This window comes from Pelagibacterium sp., assembly GCF_048264985.1.
Lineage (GTDB): Bacteria > Pseudomonadota > Alphaproteobacteria > Rhizobiales > Devosiaceae > Pelagibacterium.
Genome location: NZ_JBLXCL010000001.1, coordinates 1,620,268 through 1,637,699, shown reverse-complemented (window position 1 = coordinate 1,637,699; position 17,432 = coordinate 1,620,268). Strand labels below are relative to the sequence as shown.

At 57.2% G+C, this 17,432-nt stretch carries 19 protein-coding genes and 1 tRNA gene; 5 read left to right on the top strand and 15 right to left on the bottom strand.

Features of this window, described 5'->3' with window-relative positions; translation table 11 throughout:
- Positions 1-41: 41 nt before the first annotated feature.
- From ACN0TA_RS08050 to ACN0TA_RS08005, 10 genes are all read right to left on the bottom strand, one after another.
- Positions 42-866: an MBL fold metallo-hydrolase gene (locus ACN0TA_RS08050; protein ID WP_417581557.1), complete on the bottom strand. Its 825-nt coding sequence runs from the start codon at positions 864-866 to the stop codon at positions 42-44.
- Positions 863-1,645 carry a TatD family hydrolase gene (locus ACN0TA_RS08045; protein ID WP_417581555.1) on the bottom strand — a complete coding sequence of 261 codons (783 nt, stop codon included), beginning with the start codon at positions 1,643-1,645 and terminating at the stop codon, positions 863-865. Before ACN0TA_RS08045 ends, ACN0TA_RS08050 begins: the two co-directional genes overlap by 4 nt.
- Positions 1,645-3,198, bottom strand: a complete 1,554-nt coding sequence (gene metG / locus ACN0TA_RS08040) for a methionine--tRNA ligase (protein WP_417581553.1) — start codon at positions 3,196-3,198, stop codon at positions 1,645-1,647. The genes ACN0TA_RS08045 and metG overlap by 1 nt, the downstream gene beginning before the upstream one ends.
- A gap of 7 nt (positions 3,199-3,205) precedes the next feature.
- Positions 3,206-4,231: an AAA family ATPase gene (locus ACN0TA_RS08035; protein ID WP_417581551.1), complete on the bottom strand. Its 1,026-nt coding sequence runs from the start codon at positions 4,229-4,231 to the stop codon at positions 3,206-3,208.
- A 2-nt stretch (positions 4,232-4,233) separates the two neighbouring features.
- The gene (tmk, locus tag ACN0TA_RS08030; protein ID WP_417581549.1) at positions 4,234-4,926 is read right to left on the bottom strand and encodes a dTMP kinase; all 693 of its coding nucleotides are present in this window, start codon (positions 4,924-4,926) and stop codon (positions 4,234-4,236) included.
- 111 nt (positions 4,927-5,037) lie between these two features.
- Entirely contained in the window at positions 5,038-6,174 is a 1,137-nt protein-coding gene (locus ACN0TA_RS08025) for a D-alanyl-D-alanine carboxypeptidase family protein (RefSeq protein ID WP_417582100.1), read from the bottom strand.
- Between the two features lie 80 nt (positions 6,175-6,254).
- A complete protein-coding gene (locus ACN0TA_RS08020; protein WP_417581547.1) occupies positions 6,255-7,307 on the bottom strand; it encodes a septal ring lytic transglycosylase RlpA family protein in 1,053 nt (350 codons plus the stop codon).
- Between the two features lie 175 nt (positions 7,308-7,482).
- Entirely contained in the window at positions 7,483-8,214 is a 732-nt protein-coding gene (locus tag ACN0TA_RS08015) for a 5-oxoprolinase subunit PxpA (protein WP_417581545.1), read from the bottom strand.
- The gene (locus ACN0TA_RS08010) at positions 8,202-9,110 is read right to left on the bottom strand and encodes a biotin-dependent carboxyltransferase family protein (protein ID WP_417581543.1); all 909 of its coding nucleotides are present in this window, start codon (positions 9,108-9,110) and stop codon (positions 8,202-8,204) included. The genes ACN0TA_RS08015 and ACN0TA_RS08010 overlap by 13 nt, the downstream gene beginning before the upstream one ends.
- Positions 9,107-9,823 (bottom strand): 5-oxoprolinase subunit B family protein, encoded by a 717-nt coding sequence (locus ACN0TA_RS08005; protein WP_417581541.1) that lies wholly within the window; start codon positions 9,821-9,823, stop codon positions 9,107-9,109. Before ACN0TA_RS08005 ends, ACN0TA_RS08010 begins: the two co-directional genes overlap by 4 nt.
- Positions 9,824-9,866: 43 nt before the next feature.
- Between ACN0TA_RS08005 and ACN0TA_RS08000 the strand changes: the two genes are divergently transcribed.
- The 4 genes from ACN0TA_RS08000 to ACN0TA_RS07985 all read left to right on the top strand — a co-directional run bounded on the left by ACN0TA_RS08000 (position 9,867) and on the right by ACN0TA_RS07985 (position 12,011).
- Entirely contained in the window at positions 9,867-10,070 is a 204-nt protein-coding gene (locus ACN0TA_RS08000; RefSeq protein WP_417581539.1) for a hypothetical protein, read from the top strand.
- Between the two features lie 84 nt (positions 10,071-10,154).
- Entirely contained in the window at positions 10,155-10,394 is a 240-nt protein-coding gene (locus tag ACN0TA_RS07995) for a hypothetical protein (protein ID WP_417581537.1), read from the top strand.
- A 63-nt stretch (positions 10,395-10,457) separates the two neighbouring features.
- Positions 10,458-11,339: a patatin-like phospholipase family protein gene (locus ACN0TA_RS07990; RefSeq protein WP_417581535.1), complete on the top strand. Its 882-nt coding sequence runs from the start codon at positions 10,458-10,460 to the stop codon at positions 11,337-11,339.
- Positions 11,340-11,714: 375 nt separating this feature from the next.
- Positions 11,715-12,011: a PRC-barrel domain-containing protein gene (locus tag ACN0TA_RS07985; RefSeq protein WP_417581533.1), complete on the top strand. Its 297-nt coding sequence runs from the start codon at positions 11,715-11,717 to the stop codon at positions 12,009-12,011.
- An 88-nt stretch (positions 12,012-12,099) separates the two neighbouring features.
- On the opposite strand, the gene ACN0TA_RS07980 is transcribed toward ACN0TA_RS07985, so the two are convergent.
- From ACN0TA_RS07980 to ACN0TA_RS07965, 4 genes are all read right to left on the bottom strand, one after another.
- A tRNA-Ser gene (locus ACN0TA_RS07980) sits at positions 12,100-12,189 on the bottom strand.
- 76 nt (positions 12,190-12,265) lie between these two features.
- Positions 12,266-13,159 (bottom strand): DMT family transporter, encoded by an 894-nt coding sequence (locus ACN0TA_RS07975; protein ID WP_417581531.1) that lies wholly within the window; start codon positions 13,157-13,159, stop codon positions 12,266-12,268.
- A gap of 65 nt (positions 13,160-13,224) precedes the next feature.
- A complete protein-coding gene (locus tag ACN0TA_RS07970) occupies positions 13,225-14,193 on the bottom strand; it encodes a quinone oxidoreductase family protein (RefSeq protein WP_417581529.1) in 969 nt (322 codons plus the stop codon).
- Positions 14,194-14,202: 9 nt separating this feature from the next.
- Complete coding sequence (locus tag ACN0TA_RS07965) at positions 14,203-15,414, bottom strand: TerC family protein (protein WP_417581527.1); 1,212 nt, start codon at positions 15,412-15,414, stop codon at positions 14,203-14,205.
- A 62-nt stretch (positions 15,415-15,476) separates the two neighbouring features.
- Between ACN0TA_RS07965 and ACN0TA_RS07960 the strand changes: the two genes are divergently transcribed.
- Positions 15,477-16,631: an FAD-dependent monooxygenase gene (locus tag ACN0TA_RS07960; RefSeq protein WP_417581525.1), complete on the top strand. Its 1,155-nt coding sequence runs from the start codon at positions 15,477-15,479 to the stop codon at positions 16,629-16,631.
- A 51-nt stretch (positions 16,632-16,682) separates the two neighbouring features.
- Here the strand turns inward: ACN0TA_RS07960 and ACN0TA_RS07955 are convergent, their stop codons facing one another.
- Positions 16,683-17,384 carry an invasion associated locus B family protein gene (locus ACN0TA_RS07955; protein WP_417581523.1) on the bottom strand — a complete coding sequence of 234 codons (702 nt, stop codon included), beginning with the start codon at positions 17,382-17,384 and terminating at the stop codon, positions 16,683-16,685.
- Positions 17,385-17,432 lie beyond the last annotated feature (48 nt).

Genomic DNA, 17,432 nt, shown 5'->3' with positions numbered 1-17,432 from the left:
CCTTGGGATCGCGCTACTGTGCCTTACGGATCAATGCGGCGCTAGAGCTTGATCTCAATCTCCATGCCGTCAAAGGCCGGAACGACGTTGTGCGGAGTTTCAGCTGCGATCGTCGCGTAGTCCATATCGACATGAAGATTGGTAAGAATAGCGCGATGCGGGGCGTGCATTTTGATGAGGTCCAGCGCTTGTTCAAAATTGAGATGGCTGGGATGCGGCGTGTAGCGCAGAGCGTCGATAATCCAAGTGTCGAGGTCCTTAATCGCCCAAAGTGACGAACTGGGAATGCTCGATAAATCACACGAATAAGCTAGTTTCCCTATACGGAAACCCAAGGAGGTTATGGAACCATGTTGTTGCTCGAATGGCCTCAGCGTTATTGTGCCCCCTGCCCCTTCGACCAAGATGTTTTCTCCGTCGGCTATCGAGTTGGTATTGAGGATAGGAGGATAAGACGATCCTTCAGGTGATGAAAAACAGTAGCCAAAGGCTTCGCGCAGCCGTACTTCAGTTTCTGTCGACATATAGGCGTTGACGCGACGCTTTGCGTTAAGGGCCAATACCCGCAAATCGTCGATGCCATGGGTATGATCGGCGTGTTCATGCGTAAAAAACACACCATCGATCTCAGGCACAGCAGCAGCCAGCATTTGCTCGCGCAAATCTGGCCCGGCGTCGATCAGGACGCGGGTAACACCATCGGAATCTTCGCGTTTACCGGTGATGAGCAGCGCGCAGCGGAGACGGCGATTTCTTGGGTTGTCTGGATCGCAGGCGCCCCACATGTTGCCTATGCGTGGCACGCCTCCGGACGATCCGCAGCCAAGGATGCGGGCGGTGAGGTGTGTCGCCGGACTGCCGCTCATACGATCAGCCCGGTCTTTGAAAACAGGCGCGCAAAATTGCGGGTAGATTGTTCTGCGATGGTATCGAACGAAACTCCACGCAGCTCCGCCAGCTTTTCAGCTGTGTGGCGCACGTAGGCGGGCTGGTTCGGCTTGCCTCTGTGCGGTACAGGCGCAAGGTATGGCGCGTCGGTCTCTACAAGAAAACGGTCTTCGGGGACGAATTTGGCAACGTCCTGGATTTCGGCGGCATTCTTGAAGGTGACGATGCCGGAAAACGAGACGTAGCCGCCCAATGCCAAGCCTCGGCGCGCCAGTTCGGCCCCTGACGAAAAGCAGTGCAGAACGAACGGGAAGGCCCCCTGCCCGGTTTCTTCCTCGAGAATGGCAATCATGTCGTCATCGGCGGCGCGGGCGTGGATGACCAGCGGCAGTCCGGTCTGTCGCGCCGCGGCGATGTGGGTTCGGAAACCCCGAGCCTGCGCGTCGCGGGGTGAGGAATCGTAGTGGTAGTCGAGGCCGGCTTCGCCGATGGCGACACATTTGGAGTGCTGGGATAGAGCGACTATTTCTTCCAGGCTTATGTCGAGTTCTTCATGCGCGTTATGCGGATGCGTGCCGACCGAGCAGAAGACATTGTTGTGCTTTTCGGCGATGGCCAGAAGTGTATCGAAGCGGCGGATGCGCGTGGAAATGGTGACGCAATGGCTCACGCCATTGTCGCGCGCGCGCGAAAGTACGCCGTCGATATCGTCGGCCAGCACGTCGAAATCGAGATGGCAGTGGCTATCGACAAGCATCAGGCCGTGCCTTCGTCCTTTTCCACGTAGCGCGGAAAAATACCCTGCGGTGTGGGCAGTGCAGTACCGCCAACCAAGCGCCCGTAGTTCCCCAATTGCTCAAAAGAGCGTCCTTCGGCATGAAGACCGAGAAGGTCGAGGAGTTTTTCGCTCGATGCGGGCATGACGGGCTGGGCGAGAATGGCGACCTGACGCACCACTTCGATCGTGACGTAGAGCACAGTGGCCATGCGGGCCGGGTCGGTCTTGCGCAGCGCCCAGGGCTCCTGTCCCGCGAAATAGCGGTTGGCATCGGCCACGACCTGCCAGACGGCATTGAGCATCTGGTGGATGGCCTGATCGTCCATCGCCTTGCGCGAGGTTTCGAGCAGAGCATCGGCGGCGGAAAGGATTGCGGTGTCCTCGGCGGATAATTCCCCGGGTGTGGGCACCTGCCCATCGCAGTTCTTGGAGACCATGGAAAGCGAGCGCTGGGCGAGATTGCCCAAGTCGTTGGCAAGGTCGGCATTGATACGGTTGACGATGGCTTCGTGATTGTAAGAGCCGTCGCTGCCGAACGAGACTTCGCGCAGGAAATAATAGCGCATGGCGTCGAGGCCGTATTTCGCGACGAGCTCGAACGGATCGACGACGTTGCCGACTGATTTGCTCATCTTCTCGCCGCGGTTGAAGAGGAACCCGTGGGCAAAGACGCGCTTGGGCAATTCGATGTCGGCGCTCATCAAGAAGGCGGGCCAATAGACGGCATGGAAACGCACGATGTCCTTGCCGATCATATGAACGTCGGCCGGCCAGTACTTCCAGCGCTCGGCGCTCTCGTTGGGGTAGCCGGCGGCCGTAATGTAATTGGTCAGTGCATCGACCCATACATACATGATGTGTTTTGGATCGTTGGGAACAGGTACGCCCCAGTCGAAAGTGGTACGGGAAATCGACAGATCGCGTAGGCCGGATTTAACGAAGCTGGCAACTTCATTGCGTCGTTCGGCGGGTAGAATAAAGCCTGGGTTGGCCTCGTAATGAGCCAAGAGCTTGTCGCCATAGGCTGAAAGCCGGAAGAAATAGCTCTCTTCTTCAACCCATTCCACCGGGGAGCCGAGGGGCTCCCGACGCACACCGTCCTCGCCCAGCTTCGTTTCCTTCTCGTCGAAGAACGCTTCCTGGCGGACTGAATACCAGCCTGAATAAGAGTCGAGATAAATGTCACCTTTTTCGACCATCTTGTTCCAGATCGCCTGTGATGCGGTGTGGTGACGGTCCTCGGTCGTCCGGATATAATCGTCGTAGGAAACATTGAGGGTTGCCCATAGGTCCCTGAACGCCTGCGAGTTCTTGGTCGCCAGCTCAAGCGGCGTTATGCCTTCCTTCTCAGCGGTCTGCTGCATCTTCTGGCCATGCTCGTCGGTCCCGGTCAGAAAGAACACATCCTTACCGTCCAGCCGATGGAAGCGCGCGATGACGTCGCTTGCAATGGCGGTATAGGCATGACCGATATGGGGAACGCCGTTGGGGTAAAAGATGGGCGTGGTGATGTAAAAGGTCGGGCGGCTCATAGGGAAATCAGCTCACGGGCGTGGTTCTGCGCACATGATCGCGCAGAAAATCGAAAACAGCGACCAGCGTTTGCCGCCGGTCAAGATTATAGATATCAGCATCTGCGATAAGGGCGTTGGCCTTCTCCCACAGCCCATTGGCCGAAGCAAGGCGGAAACGCGAACCAGAGCCCGCGCGTGCGGCTGTTTCTGCCTCTGTGGCGAGCCAGTCGCGGATCATATCCTGAGCAAAACCGAGTTCGGCTCCTTTCGAGGCGGCCAGCCCTTCGGCAATCTTAAGATGGGCGCGGGTGGGATGGGCGGCCGGGTTCTCGAGCCAGGTTTGCAACGCATCCAGAACATCGCCTTCCTCAAGCATCAGCGATTCAAAAGCCCGGCGTGGCCGACCGTTTGCAAAACCAACAGCGCGAGAAACATCTTGCGGCGCGATATCAGGGCGTATTTTGGTGATGATCTGACCCGTCTGCTGGTCGTTAAGCGGACGCAGGCCGAAGCTCTGGCAACGGGACCGGATCGTCGCCAACATGCCGCCCGGTCGATGGGAGAGCACAATGAACATGGTGTCGGAGGGCGGTTCTTCGAGCGTCTTAAGTAGCGCATTGGCCGAATTGGCGTTGCAGTCATCTACGCTATCGACGATGGCGATGCGATAGCCTGCCCTGCCCCGCGTCTGATGCAGTGAATCGCGCATGGCGCGGACATCGTCGACCCGAATTGCAGAGTAGTATTTCTGCGCATTTGCGGGGTCTGTGGTGCGACGCAACAAGGATAGGTTGGGATGAGAAAGAGCAGCAACCTGGGCGCTTATCCGCTCCTCGGTCTCATCGGACGTGCGCGAAAGCACTTCTCGTGCAATCTCGAAGGCAAATGTTGCCTTGCCGATGCCGCGCGGACCATGCAGCAAAATGGCGCTTGGAAGGCGGTTGCGATCGAGCGCTGTCATCAACGAAGCAAGAGGGGCTTGATGGCCCACAAGCATTCCGAATTCGGGGGCTGGAACGTTCTCGATCTGGTCAGCTTCGCGGCGCTCCATACTCATCCCCACGCCGCTTTCTCAGCCAGGTCTGGGAAATGATCGAGCACTGCTCTCCAGATAGCCTCAGTGAGCACATCCTCCTCGGTGTCGGCCGACAACACGACACAACGGCCCGGATTTGCGATTGCGACGGCTAGAAAATTCTCACGTAGGCGACGATGAAACGCGAGATCTTCTTTTTCGAAGCGGTCGACAACATCGGCCATGCCTTCTTCAAGCGCCCGTTTGCGAACGCGCTCAAAGGCGATGTCGGGATCCATATCGAGAATAATGGTGAGATCGGGTAGATGCCCGTTCAGAGCCAGGTGCTCAAGCGCGTCGATCAGCTTGTCATCGACGCCGCCCGTCAGTCCTTGATAGGCGCGGGTTGAGTCGGCAAATCGGTCGCAAATGACCCATTTTCCCTCCGCCAGAGACGGCGCAATGAGCTGATTGACGTGGTCGAGACGCGCTGATGCGAACAGCACGGCTTCAGCGCCTACGCCCCAGCTTTCTGGATTGCCCTGCAATATGAACGACCGGATAGCCTCAGCCTTTGGGGTGCCGCCTGGTTCACGGGTACGGACGACTGAAATGCCCATTTCCGATAGCCGCATGGCGAGGCGGCGAACCTGTGTCGACTTGCCTACGCCCTCCCCACCCTCGAACGTTATAAATCGGGGTCTGATCGATCGGTGCTGATCTGCCGCCATCGTTTTCGTATCAAATCCTGTTGCTGCCGCCGGGCCGACATCATTTCTGAGATAACATCGAGATGTCGCGGTTCGTATTCGCGAACAGGCTCAAAGTCGTTGGTTTTGGTTCTAAAACCAGCCGAACGCCAGTTCCCAAATCGCATCCGTCGCCCGACGAACAACATCGCCCTGCCCAACGGCCTCAGCCGCATATAGCGGAGCGGTCTGAATAATCTGGTCATCGCAAAGTATGTTGAGTTGCGCAAGCCTGTCACCGGCGCGAACTGGCGGAAGGATGGGTGCAGCATAGGTAATGCTCGCGGAAAGACAGCGGCGATTGCCGCGCGGTAGGTAGATATCGATACTTCCCTCCCCGACAAGACCGACGCTGGCGCGCTCTCCACCATAAACACTGGCTTCGCCAACGATCGCTCCATTTGCGAAGGCCGGAATACGCTCAAAGCTCCGAGCGCCCCATGTGATCAGTGCACGGGCCTGTTCGTTCCGTTGGCTGACGCTGTCCATGCCGTGCAGGACGGCAACCAAACGACGCCCCCCCTCGGTTGTCGAGACGACAATACCGTAGCCAGCAGATTCTGTGTGGCCGGTCTTAAGGCCATCAACGCCGATTCCGAGACCGAGAAGCCCATTGCGGTTCGACTGCCGAATATTGTTCCAAGTGAACTCATCAATGGCAAATACCGGATAGTAGTCGGGAAACTCTCGGATAATGTAGCGGCCCAGATTGGCCAGATCGCGGGCGGTGACATGCATGTCAGGATCCGGAAGGCCACTGGCGTTGGTAAAATGCGAGTCTGCCAAACCAATGTCGGCGGCAAATTCATTCATGATCGACGCAAATGCCGCTTCGCTTCCCGCGACACCTTCGGCCAGGGCGATCGATGCATCATTGCCGGACTGGATGATGACCGAGTGCAGCAGATCATCAACGCTGACTTGCGATCCGAGTTCGGCAAACATCGCCGATCCACCTGAAGGCGCTCCACCAGTTCGCCAGGCATTTTCCGAAATGAAGAACTGGTCCTGAAGACTCAACGCACCACTATCGACCAAATCGAGTATGACAGCGACAGTCATCAATTTGGCCATGCTTGCCGGTTCGATCCGGGTGTCTGCTTCCTTTTGAAACAGGACCGTACCCGATTCATGATCGACAAGAATGGCGTAAGGAGCGCTTGTATCGAAATCGAGTTGGGCATTGGCGGGCGCCGTCAGAATGGCCGCAAGGGACAGTCCCACGAGCATCAAGCGCCAGCAACGTCCCAAAAAAGCCATGAAAGTAAGCCGCGCCGTGGCGCCCCTTCTCTAATTTAGACCTTGTTCCATCAATACAAAATTGGCGACGACAAGCCAAGTGAGGTTGCCAGATCGCGGGCGTCGGTTTCGGTCACACCTTCGCGAAGATGGGTAAGCATGAGATGTGTCACCGTTTGATCGCCTTGAACAATCGTTGTGGTGTCCACCGCTCCAATGAGCGCGAACTGGGTCGCTACCTCATTGGCAATGTTCGCGTCGGGCCATGTTCCGAGCACCATGCGGACTGGTGTGCCATTGGGTTCGCGAGCCGGTTCGAGATTGTCGGCGCCGGCGTATGACAGAACCTGGAATGGAATATAGTCCGGGGCTGCGATGCTGCCGGCGGCCTCCGAAGCAGTGGTCGGACGCTGAACTGGTGTGGGTGCCGGCGCTGCCGGTGCCTGCTCCGCTTGAGCGACCTGGACGGGCTCCTGGAAGGCCATGCGCGTGTTGTTCTGAAGTTCGTACGGGGTCAGCTGATTGATCGAGGCCACCAGAAATTTGGTATCGTCACCTTCAAGCGGTGCCGGCCCGATGTATTGCACACGGACGTCTGCCGTACCTTGCTGCTGAAAGCCAAGCACTTCGGCGGCACGGCGCGACAGGTCAATAGTGCGCTCGTATGAAAACGGCCCGCGATCGTTGATGCGAACGATCGTTGATGCACCGTTATCGGCATTTGTGACACGCACATAGGAGGGTAGAGGCAGTGTTGGGTGTGCACCCGAAAGTGCAAACATGTCGAACACTTCGCCATTTGCGGTCAGCCGTCCGTGGAACGCAGGGCCATACCAGGAAGCTCGGCCGGTGACGTCGAGGTCCGGCTGCTCTCGGGGAACAAATCGGTTGCCTGCAACTGTATAGGGCTGCCCAACAATATAGCGCCCACCCCCTTTGGGCACGTTGCGCGATGTGGTCACTCGAGGCGAAGCTTTTACGCCCATCGAGGACTCAGAGAAAAACTCGTTGCCCGCGAACAGGTCTGCTCCACTACAACCGGCCAAAAGCACAGCAGCAGCGACCGATGTGCCGATGGTGGCAAAGAGCGAACGGCGACGTGCCGATCCGATACTCGAACTCATACAATCTGACCCAATACTAACAAGATTGTCCTGCTCTCGAACTGCAGAAGTGGATGCCACTTTTGCTGAAAGCGCTCTCACGAGATTGCCGATGCTTTCGCGCGTTTAAACTTCCAAAAACCATAGGTTTGTGTAGGTTTTCTTAACAAACGAGCAATCTATGCTGCGTGAAAGGCTAGGTCGGTACGCGCGATCCAAGGGCGGCACGGACCGCCCGCGCATGCTCCAGCGCCCCTGTGGTATCGCCATGCAAGCAGATCGAGCTGGCCGCGGAGCGGAAAACGGTCCCGTCAAATGCGACAATTTCTCCCTCCTCTGCGAGACGTACGCATTGGGCGACAATGGCGGCGGTATCCTCAAGAACGGCGCCGGGCTGGCTGCGGGGAACAAGAAGCCCGTCAGGATTGTAGGCGCGGTCGGCATAGGCTTCGGTAATAACCGTAAGGCCGACCGACCGTGCTGCGGCCTCTTGGGCCGAAGCCGCCAGAGCCAGAATGGCCATGCCTGGAAATGTTTCAGCTACGCCCAAGAAAATGGCGTGCGAAAGAGTTTTGTCCTCGGCGGTCATGTTGGCCAGGGCGCCATGCAATTTTAGATATGAAACCGAGGCCCCCTCTTGAGTCGCAATGGCTACGAGGCGCGCCGTTTGGGAAACAACCTGGCTGCGAATTGTCTCCGATGACAAATCGAGCCGGCGGCGGCCGAAATGGTCACGATCCTCGAAACCCGGGTGGGCCCCGATACGGACTGCGTTGGCAAGTGCGCCCCGGATCGCCTTGCGCATGGTTTGATCGTCGCCTGCGTGTCCACCACAGGCGATCGATGCGCTGGATACAATTTGGAGCATGGCGATATCGTCGCCTATGCCTTCGCCCAGATCGGCATTGAGATCCATCATGGCTGCCATTTGGAAATACGGTGTGCGTGAGCGACTGTGACTGGTGAAAAACTCACCATTTTGCCGGGCCGGATTTGAGCGAATCTATCAAGATCGGCGTCAATTATGGTGCCGATGCGCGGATAGCCACCAGTCGGCTGACAGTCACGCATCAGAACGATCGGCGTACCGTCACCAAGGATCTGGATATCGCCGGGCACTACGGCGTCCGACACCAGATTGAGCAATTTGGCATCGGCAAAAACCGAGTTTGTGTCTTGTAGCTTGACGCCCATACGATCCATGCGCGCAGACACGCGGAATTCGGACGAGATGAACGCAGCTCTGGCCTGGGCCGTAAACAGTTCGGCGTGAATACCCCAAATGAAACGAATGGGCGCCCCGGGTTGCACTGGCTGGGGCCGTGAGTTCTCAAATTCGTCGCCAAGTTCGTTCAAGGGCACAAGTTCAAGATCATCGCCTGCCCTGAGAGTGCGTCCGTCGAGACCACCCAAGCCCACCGTTGCATTGGTCGAGCGGCTGCCTAGGACCAGTGGGACGCCGATTTGGGAAGCGAAACGCAAATAGGCGTAATTGCCCTGTGGGCCGGTCTTGATCGAAATCTCGGTATTGTCCGTTAGCACAACTTTGGTTGGCCAAGGAAGATGCGAGCCATTTACAGTGAGGCTGAATTCCCCTCCGGCGGCCCCAAACAGAAGCGGGGCGCCGTAGTAAGTGAAATCAAGGCCAAGGGGACCAATTTCTATGGCTGCGCCGCACGCCTGAGCCGTGACATCACCTGCAAGCACATAGCCGGCGCGGTCCATTGGACCCGAACCGCCAATGCCGTGAGCAAAAAGGCCCGGCCTGCCGGTATCCTGTATGGTCGTCATCGGACCGACGCGGGAGAGAACAATCCGGCTCATGGGGCACCCGTGAAGTTTATGATGTCCCCTGCCCTGATACGTGTCGGCGGATTTGTTGATGGATCGAAATTCTTAAACTGCGTGCGCCCGATTACGGCCCAGCCGGTGGGAACCGGCGTTGCTGTTACAGCGGTTTGGCGCGCCGCGAAAAGGATGCTCCCCGCAGGCACCGATAGTCTGACGTCAGCTCTACGCGGCACGTGCAAATCAGCCCCATGCATGCCGCAGTAAAAAAAGCCGGGGGCAAAGCCGACTGCGAGAATTTTGAGTAGTCTAGCCTGGTGCGCCGCGATGAAGGTGGGAACCGTCATCCCCAGCTCGCCGGCAACGGCAACAATGTCCGGGCCGTCTTCACCGCCGTAAGCAACATTGATTTCGTGGCTGTTAATCTGTGCGCCGTCCGGTGTGTTCGAATCGATAAGCCGAAGCTCGCCACTCAGGACGGCATACCCGATCCGCCTGGGGTCGTATCGCACCAGAACCGACGCAAGATTGGGTACGATCTCGATCACGCCGGGAATTGGGCGGCTTTGAAGGCGTCGCGCATAGTCTATGGCCGCCGCATTGGCATTTAGGTCGAGCCGATCGGCAAAGCGCAAGAGAATCCCGCTGTCACCCAATGGCATGAGTGTGGGTATGATTTCGCCAGCGCTTTCCAATGGGTAACCTTTTTTGCCAACCGCTGTCAGCGGGGTAGCCGGGTCTACTTGCATTAGCAAGTCAAACACGACACGATGGCTCAGGGATGGAGGCACCATGCGGATCTTTATGATAGCGGCCAGTCTTGTCGTTCTGGTTGTTGCACTTTTGACGTTGGGCCTTTCGGCGGCCGAGTTCGGATTTGTCATGCTCGGTGGCGCGCTCGTCGTGGCTGTCGTGATGTATTTCATCACACGCCGCCGTTATCAACGCATGAGCGACAGCGACAAGGATGGTCGCGAGCCGCCGAACCTGCCCTAGTGGTGATCCGCCGACACGAGATTTATTCAATTTTTCGGAATTGCGTTTGTCGGCCTTTGGCAACTTTGTGGTGAAGTGAGCGCCATGAAGCAGATGACATCAGAAACATTGCAGCAGCGCGCTGTTTGCGGCCAAGCTGAAGCCGTTCTTGAAAATCTTTGCCGCTCGCAAAGCCTACCGAGCTGTCTCAGCCTGTCGATCGAGGAGATTCTCGAGCGGGCGTGGGAACATGCATATCGCCAAAATGGCGGCCGTCGGGAAAGCAATGTGATCGTGGTGCCGCAATGGGCGTTTCATCATCGAGGTGTGACGGAACAGCGCTAGCCGTTGCGCCGATGCCAAGGGCAACCTAAATTTGCTCGGCATCGGTAAAGAAGGGCGCGGGCTATGAACGTCGAGATCGTCGACACGGCAACTTCTCCCAGTATCGGTGTGGCCCTGGGTGGCGGCGCGGCGCGCGGGCTTTCCCACATTCCCTACATTGAAGCCATGGATGAATTGGGTCTCAAACCGGCCCGAATTTCCGGTTGCTCGATTGGAGCGTTGATTGGCGCCGGTTGGGCAAATGGCATGACCGGAGCGGAGCTGCGCGAATATGCCTATAGCGTGCTTGGCAGTTTTCAACTTGTCGCAGGCACTGTGTGGTCGGCGCACCGCCCCAGTCTCATCGGCATCCTTCAGAACGGCATCAGTTTTCAGGTCGATCCTGAAAGTATCACCAAGGCTTTTTTGCCTGAGGGATTCCCTGAGGATTTTTCCGACCTTAAAGTCCCGTTCTCAACGGTTGCTGCCGATTACTACAGTTGGGAACAGGTCGTGTTCAATTCCGGCCCACTGCAGATCGCCATTGCGGCGTCGCTGGCAATACCCGCTGCATTCAAACCTGTCCATTTTGCCGGCCGCACTTACATTGATGGCGGTGTGATAAACCCTGTTCCGGTCGATCAGGTCACCGATGGTTCCGATATTGTTATTGCCGTCGACGTCAATGGTAGTCCGGAGCCGCCGCGACAGTCGGCAGCGCCAGGCATGGTCGATCTTGGGTTCGTTGCGACCCAGATCATGATTCAAACGATCGTCCGCGCCCAACTCGAAAGAAACCCGCCCGATATCTATGTGCGCCCCGCGGTAAATCCTTTCGGATTGATGGAGTTTTGGCGGGTCAGAGAGCTCTTGGAAGCTTGCGATCCCGACAAGGACCGGTTCAAGCGAGCTATGGAAGAAAAGCTGGAAAATTTCCAAAGTTCGGGGCATAGCATCAGTATTTGATCCGGTGATGAGACGAGACATATGAGAATTGTTGCTTTTGTACTTTGCCTGCTCGCCCTTGCAGGGTGCTCGTCCACTTCTCAGGGACGACCGGATCTCAATGTTCGCCAAAAGACAAAGGTCGAGTGCGTTGCCAGCAATTTTGAGCCCAATGGGTGCAAAACTTCACATGAGCTGGCAGTTTCGGCAACACTGACTACCGGTCAGGGTGCCCTGCCGAGTGCTGCTGATCTGCGTGCTTCGGGAACTGGCGAATCCGAGTTTTAGGCTGCCGCCTTCGATCCACATACGGCTGACGCACCAACACGTGTTTATCGGAGGAACCGAGCCAGGGTTCGCAGGTTTACCGTACACACTCATAAGCGGAGCCTGATTATGGATCATACGAACCACGTTCGCCTTGGCGAAACCGAGCTTAACGAAACCACGCTTAAGGACGCCACAGTATTTGGTGCTGACGATCACAAAGTCGGCAAAGTCTCCCATCTCCATGGGACCGGCGATGGCGCACAGGCTGTAATTGATGTCGGTGGCTTCCTAGGCATTGGGTCAAAGCCGGTTGCAATCGCAGTGAATCAGCTAGATTTCATGCGAGATGAGAACGGCGAAGTTCATGCTGTCACAGGGTGGACTAAGGATACGCTCAAAGACATGCCTGAACATCACCACTGATATCAGTATCTCGAGATAGAGCCCCTGCCCTGGTGGGGGCTTTTCTTTACCTTGAGCTAGCCGATTTTGTTAAAATCGACAGCTAGAGTGGCGGGTGGGGGGAGATTCGAACTCCCGAGACGCTCTCACGCCCGCCGGTTTTCAAGACCGGTGCATTCAACCACTCTGCCACCCACCCGTTGAGCTGCAAACCCTTCAAAGGGCTGGTCGATAGGATTGCGGTTTAGCGGTTCATTGCCAGGCTGTCCAGAGGATCAGAGCACTGTAATTGACGGTTTCTGTCTAGGGCGCAAAATCATGTCCTTGGAGGCCAGAATTGCGCCACCGGTGATGAGCACGCAAGCGAGGGTTACAGGGACGGTCAGAGCGCTGATGCCGAACAGGATCAGAAGCAGTGTGGATAGAAGCGGCGCTGCATAACTTGCTGCTCCGAGGATTTGAATGTTTCCGTGTTTCACGCCGTAGTCCCAGACAAAGAATGCGCCTCCAACCGGCATAAGCCCCATGCCCAACACGACCAGCCATTGTACGCTGTCGGCAGGCAAGACAGTTTCTTCAAGCGCAAGATGACATATAAGGGAAAGTACAGCGGCGGCCGCGCAGTACCCAGTGACCATACGTGTCGGGACCTGGGCAAACCGGCGGGACAAGAGTGAGTAGCTCGCCCAGGTGACGGCGGCCAAAATACCGAAGCCATATCCGATTGCAAACTCGGCCTCAAAGGCAAACCGTCCGCCGTCGGAAACGATCAATACAGTGCCCGCCAAACCCAAGAGTGCACCCGCGAGGTGATGCCAACGCAGTCCTTCACCGGGCATCAGGGTCGAGCCGAGTACGATGAGCAGCGGCCATAGATAATTTATCAGATTGGCTTCGATCACCGGCGCGTTACGAACCGCAGAGAAGTAAAAGAAGTGGTAGCCGAACAGGCCCCCAATCCCTACGACCCAGGCCATGAGCGGGACTTTTGCGGCAGGGCTGTGTGGTTTGCCCTGACGACCGGTTGCGACGAGGCCGATAAGTGTCGCGACAGCGAACGAAACGGCGCATAGAAGAAACGGCGGTACTGCGCCTGACAGGCTGGAAAACAACGCCAAGAGGGACCACATCAGGATCGCCGTGAAACCAGTTAGCGTCGCTCGAACCACCGTTGTTTCCTTTGCCCGCCGTAAATGGAGTCCATGCTATGGCCCCAAACCTTTAATGCGCGAAATCAGGGCAAGAGGATCGTCGAACCCACAGTTTTGCGACCTTCAAGTGCGCGATGGGCTTCCGCCGCTTCGGAAAGCGCGAAACGCTGGCCGATATGAGGTTTGACGGCACCGGATTCTACAGCGGAAAACAGCGCTTTGGCTCCGGCGAGCAGCGCGGGACGCTCGGCAAAGTAATGAGCCCCTGTCGGACGCGTCAGAAACAGCGATCCCTTCCGAGCAAGAATGCCGAGGTCGGGTACGGAAACAGGACCGGTTGCATTACCATAGCTGACCATGAGGCCCATCGGCCGCAGACAGTCGAGAGATTTTTCAAAGGTATCCTGCCCTACCCCGTCATACACAACGTCAACGCCTTTGCCGTTGGTTAACTCGCGCACCCGCGCGGCGAAGTCTTCCTCGGAATAGTTGATGACCTCATCACAGCCATTGGCCCTGGCCAGCGCAACTTTGTCTGCGTTACCTGCGGTACCGATGACCCGTGCGCCAATCGACTTGGCCCACTGGCAGGCAATGAGGCCCATGCCGCCCGCGGCGGCCTGAAACAGGATAGTTTCGCCCGAGCGAACCGGCCAGGTCAAAAACAGAAGATAATATGCTGTTAGCCCTTTGAGCATGATGCCGGCAGCCGTTTCGTAGTCGATTGCATCGGGCAGCAGCACGGCTTTGGACGCTGGCATTATCCGTTCTTCTGCATACGATCCGATGGTACCTTGATATGCAATCCGGTCGCCTGGCTTGAAACCTGTTACGCCGGCGCCAACCGATACCACTTCACCGGCTCCTTCAGAGCCGGGAACCAGTGGCAGGGGATTCGGATAGAGCCCAGTGCGGTGATATGTATCGATGAAGTTGACGCCGATGGCGTGATGGCGCACACGAATTTCACCGGAACCTGGTTCTCCGACCTCGATCTCACGGAAATCGAGGGTCTCGGGGCCACCAAACTGATCAACGACAATGGCTTTCATAGTTCCTGCCTATTCTCTTCTACGGGCCGTACGCAGCCTTGGGGGGCGGCGCCGGACAATGGTCTTTTTTCGGGGCGACTTTTGCACAGCGGCATCGTCTTCGCCAAGGGGCGGTTCGCCCTCGGGTATCATTTCCTCGAGTGAGGGGCCGTCGACAACGGCTGGTTCTACCGGCTCGACAGGTTCGTTGTCTGTCGCGAAAGTTGTTCGGCTCGGTGCCGGTTCGAATTCCTGATCAGGCAATTTATCGGTCCGATTTGCAGGTTCCAGATCCGGTTCGAGATGAGGTTCGGCGCGATCCTGAATGGGCATCACGGTCGTTCCGGACATTGCTGCCGATGGCGCCACGGCGTATTCCGCTCCTGTCGGCCTTAGATTTTTGGTGGTGTCTGCTTTGTGGAGAAGTTTTGATACCCCAAGCATTAGAACGCCTATTCCCATGGCGATATAGAGATAGTCGCGCAGCACCGGCATTCCGAGACCTTCGGCGACGAGCACGGTCCCTACAACGAACAAAATGCCAAAGGCTACCGCCCTTACAGCTGCGTGCCTTGCAAGAAACGCGGTTATCGGCACGGTCGCAAAATAAAGAATTGCGACTGCTGCGAGGATGGCTACAACAATCGCCTGGACATAGGTTGTCAGTCCAACAGCGAGCACGACCGAATCGGCCGAGAATACCACGCTAAGCGCAACCAGTTGGGCGACCACCATTGTCGGGCGATCAGAGAAGCCGATGTCCGCTTCTTCATGCGTGACGGATTGCGGCTCAACCATAAAATGCAGCTCGGTCACTGCCTTGTAGATCAGAAATAATCCCCCGCCCAGAAGCACGAATTGCCCCCAGGTGGGTGTCCACCCGGCTAAGGAGAACGCGACCCGTTCCAGCCCGAGAAGCCACAACAATACCGCAAGCAGGCCAAGCCGCATGATAGTCGATACGCCTGCTCCCAAAACTGCGGCGCGGCGCTGCTGCTCCTCCGGCAAGAGGGCTACGCGATTGGCGATCAGATTGGTGCTCTCGGTGCCCAGCACCACTTCCATGAAGATCAAGAGAATAAGGCTGGCCCAGAAGGCCGGTTCGATGAAAAATTCCAACATATTGCCCTCAGCGGTTGAGACATGGACGCCGATCAGATGTCCACGATAGAGAACGGCGACCGCCCCGGCGCGCGAATTGCGCACATTTGCGGCCAACAACGGCAATAAAGCGGCAGACATGGCACGGCGGCTTGCGAGGGCTGCCTTGGCGGCCTACATCATGGACAAGTATCGAGGTAAGCATGGCCAATCACAAACAGATCGCAGTTGTCGGCGGTGGGCTCGTCGGCAAGGCAACAGCAGTTGCTGCAGCCAGTGCCGGGTTCTCAACGATCCACGTAGCGCCGCGGACCCCGCTGGACCGCAGGACATCTGCGCTCATGGGGCCGTCCGTCACTTACATGATCGATGCAGGTCTGATCGGTGATCCCGAAACGCTGGGTGTCCCCCTTTCTCGAATTCGAATCATCGATGCGACCGAAAGATTACTGCGAGCGCCAGAAACGGTGTTTAACGCGGCCGAATTCGGCCATCGCGCCTTTGGGTGGAACTTTGCGAACGCGCGACTAGGTGAAAGTTTCTCTCAGGCCGGTGCGACGCGCGACAATCTGGAACTGCGTGCGGCCAGTCTTGGTACCGCCCGGCGTCTCGACGAAAGCTGGCAACTCGAACTCGACGACGGGACCGCGCTCACAGCCGACCTACTTGTTGGTGCCGACGGCAAAGGATCCAGCGTCAGAAAAGCCGCCGACATTGGCGTGCGCGAGCGCAACTTCGAGCAGGCAGCGATGGTATGCGATTTAGAACTGGGCCGGGGACTGGATGGAGAGTCGGTCGAGTTTCACTATCCCAACGGCCCCTTCACTCTGGTTCCAGCGGGTGAGAAACGAGCCAATTTGGTGTGGATCGACGCATTGGAGGTTCTGGAGGACGCCCGGCGTGATGCCGAACGTTTGGCGTCACTGCTCAATGAAAAGTCGCGACATCTGTTTGGCGTTATCAAGGTCGTGACGCCCAGTTTTGTATTCCCGCTTTCAATGTTATCGGTCGAGGTGGCGGGACGTGATGCAGCCGTTTTGGTTGGAGAATCAGCGCACGCATTTCCTCCCATTGGCGCACAGGGTCTAAACCTTGGTCTACGGGACGTCGCCAGCCTCAACGCTTGCCTTAACGCGGCAAATCCTGGGTCGTATGGGTGGGCAGATGCGGTTTCACGCAGCTATGCTGCAGCACGACGCAGCGATTTGACACGTACAGGTGCTTTTGTGGACGGGCTGTTTACGTCCCTGCTGTCTCCGCATCTGCCTGCGCAGGCCCTGCGCAGTGCGGGACTTTGGGGGCTCAAAACGGTCCCCGGTCTGAGAAAGCACGCGATTTCATTTGGCATGGGCCAATAAAAAAGGCGGACCATCTGGTCCGCCTTTTCATTTCTAGGATCACACAGAGCATTATTGAGCGGGTGCTGGCTCTGCAGGCGTTTCTTCGGCAGGTGCCTGGTCTGCCGGTGCAGTCTCGCCGCCTTCCATTTCCTCACGGAGCTGGTTAGCGCGATCTTGCAGAACCTGTTCGAGCACGTTTTCGGTCGAATTGGCCTGGTTGAGCTCTTCGATCGAAATGCCTTCTGGATTGTCATAAACAGCGGTGAAACCAGCAAGCGTAATATCAATAGCGATATCTTCGTTCTGGCGGTTCTTCGCAATGAGCTTGAGATTGCTGCCGCGTTTGAGGCTTTGAATATAAGACTCGTTGATCACGAGCTGAGCCGAACAGGCCTGCGGGTCGCACAGCATGTAAGGGACACGCACAGGCTTGCCACTGTCGATCTGCCAGGTCAGGCCAAAGGGCAGCAATACCCCGATTGGCACCGATGCGACAGCAAGCAGCCGGCTTTCCTGGCTGGGATCGTCGCGTAGCAGGAATGAACCGGTAAAGACGCCTGAATTGCTGACAACCTGGCGCATGATGCACGCCTGACTGCCGTCATCGAGGTCGCTACAAACCTTGAGCCAATTGTTGTCGGCAGAGCCCTCGGTGGGTTCTGCCTGATCGATCATTCCCGCGTTTGCGGACTGCGCATTGACAGCACCGACCATCGAAAAAGCCAGTCCCGTGGCAACAGCGCCTGCAAGTATCGCGTTTTTGAGTTTCATGGACATTCCTGTTGCTCTGGGCAGGTGGACCCCGCCGGAATCATTAGG

Bases quoted from the DNA above. Each gene is read 5' to 3' on its own strand.
- ACN0TA_RS08050 (WP_417581557.1), bottom strand. From the start codon at position 866: ATGAGCGGCAGTCCGGCGACACACCTCACCGCCCGCATCCTTGGCTGC.
- ACN0TA_RS08045 (WP_417581555.1), bottom strand. From the start codon at position 1,645: ATGCTTGTCGATAGCCACTGCCATCTCGATTTCGACGTGCTGGCCGAC.
- metG (WP_417581553.1), bottom strand. From the start codon at position 3,198: ATGAGCCGCCCGACCTTTTACATCACCACGCCCATCTTTTACCCCAAC.
- ACN0TA_RS08035 (WP_417581551.1), bottom strand. From the start codon at position 4,231: ATGGAGCGCCGCGAAGCTGACCAGATCGAGAACGTTCCAGCCCCCGAA.
- tmk (WP_417581549.1), bottom strand. From the start codon at position 4,926: ATGGCGGCAGATCAGCACCGATCGATCAGACCCCGATTTATAACGTTC.
- ACN0TA_RS08025 (WP_417582100.1), bottom strand. From the start codon at position 6,174: ATGCTCGTGGGACTGTCCCTTGCGGCCATTCTGACGGCGCCCGCCAAT.
- ACN0TA_RS08020 (WP_417581547.1), bottom strand. From the start codon at position 7,307: ATGAGTTCGAGTATCGGATCGGCACGTCGCCGTTCGCTCTTTGCCACC.
- ACN0TA_RS08015 (WP_417581545.1), bottom strand. From the start codon at position 8,214: ATGGCAGCCATGATGGATCTCAATGCCGATCTGGGCGAAGGCATAGGC.
- ACN0TA_RS08010 (WP_417581543.1), bottom strand. From the start codon at position 9,110: ATGAGCCGGATTGTTCTCTCCCGCGTCGGTCCGATGACGACCATACAG.
- ACN0TA_RS08005 (WP_417581541.1), bottom strand. From the start codon at position 9,823: ATGCAAGTAGACCCGGCTACCCCGCTGACAGCGGTTGGCAAAAAAGGT.
- ACN0TA_RS08000 (WP_417581539.1), top strand. From the start codon at position 9,867: ATGCGGATCTTTATGATAGCGGCCAGTCTTGTCGTTCTGGTTGTTGCA.
- ACN0TA_RS07995 (WP_417581537.1), top strand. From the start codon at position 10,155: ATGAAGCAGATGACATCAGAAACATTGCAGCAGCGCGCTGTTTGCGGC.
- ACN0TA_RS07990 (WP_417581535.1), top strand. From the start codon at position 10,458: ATGAACGTCGAGATCGTCGACACGGCAACTTCTCCCAGTATCGGTGTG.
- ACN0TA_RS07985 (WP_417581533.1), top strand. From the start codon at position 11,715: ATGGATCATACGAACCACGTTCGCCTTGGCGAAACCGAGCTTAACGAA.
- ACN0TA_RS07970 (WP_417581529.1), bottom strand. From the start codon at position 14,193: ATGAAAGCCATTGTCGTTGATCAGTTTGGTGGCCCCGAGACCCTCGAT.
- ACN0TA_RS07965 (WP_417581527.1), bottom strand. From the start codon at position 15,414: ATGTCTGCCGCTTTATTGCCGTTGTTGGCCGCAAATGTGCGCAATTCG.
- ACN0TA_RS07960 (WP_417581525.1), top strand. From the start codon at position 15,477: ATGGCCAATCACAAACAGATCGCAGTTGTCGGCGGTGGGCTCGTCGGC.
- ACN0TA_RS07955 (WP_417581523.1), bottom strand. From the start codon at position 17,384: ATGAAACTCAAAAACGCGATACTTGCAGGCGCTGTTGCCACGGGACTG.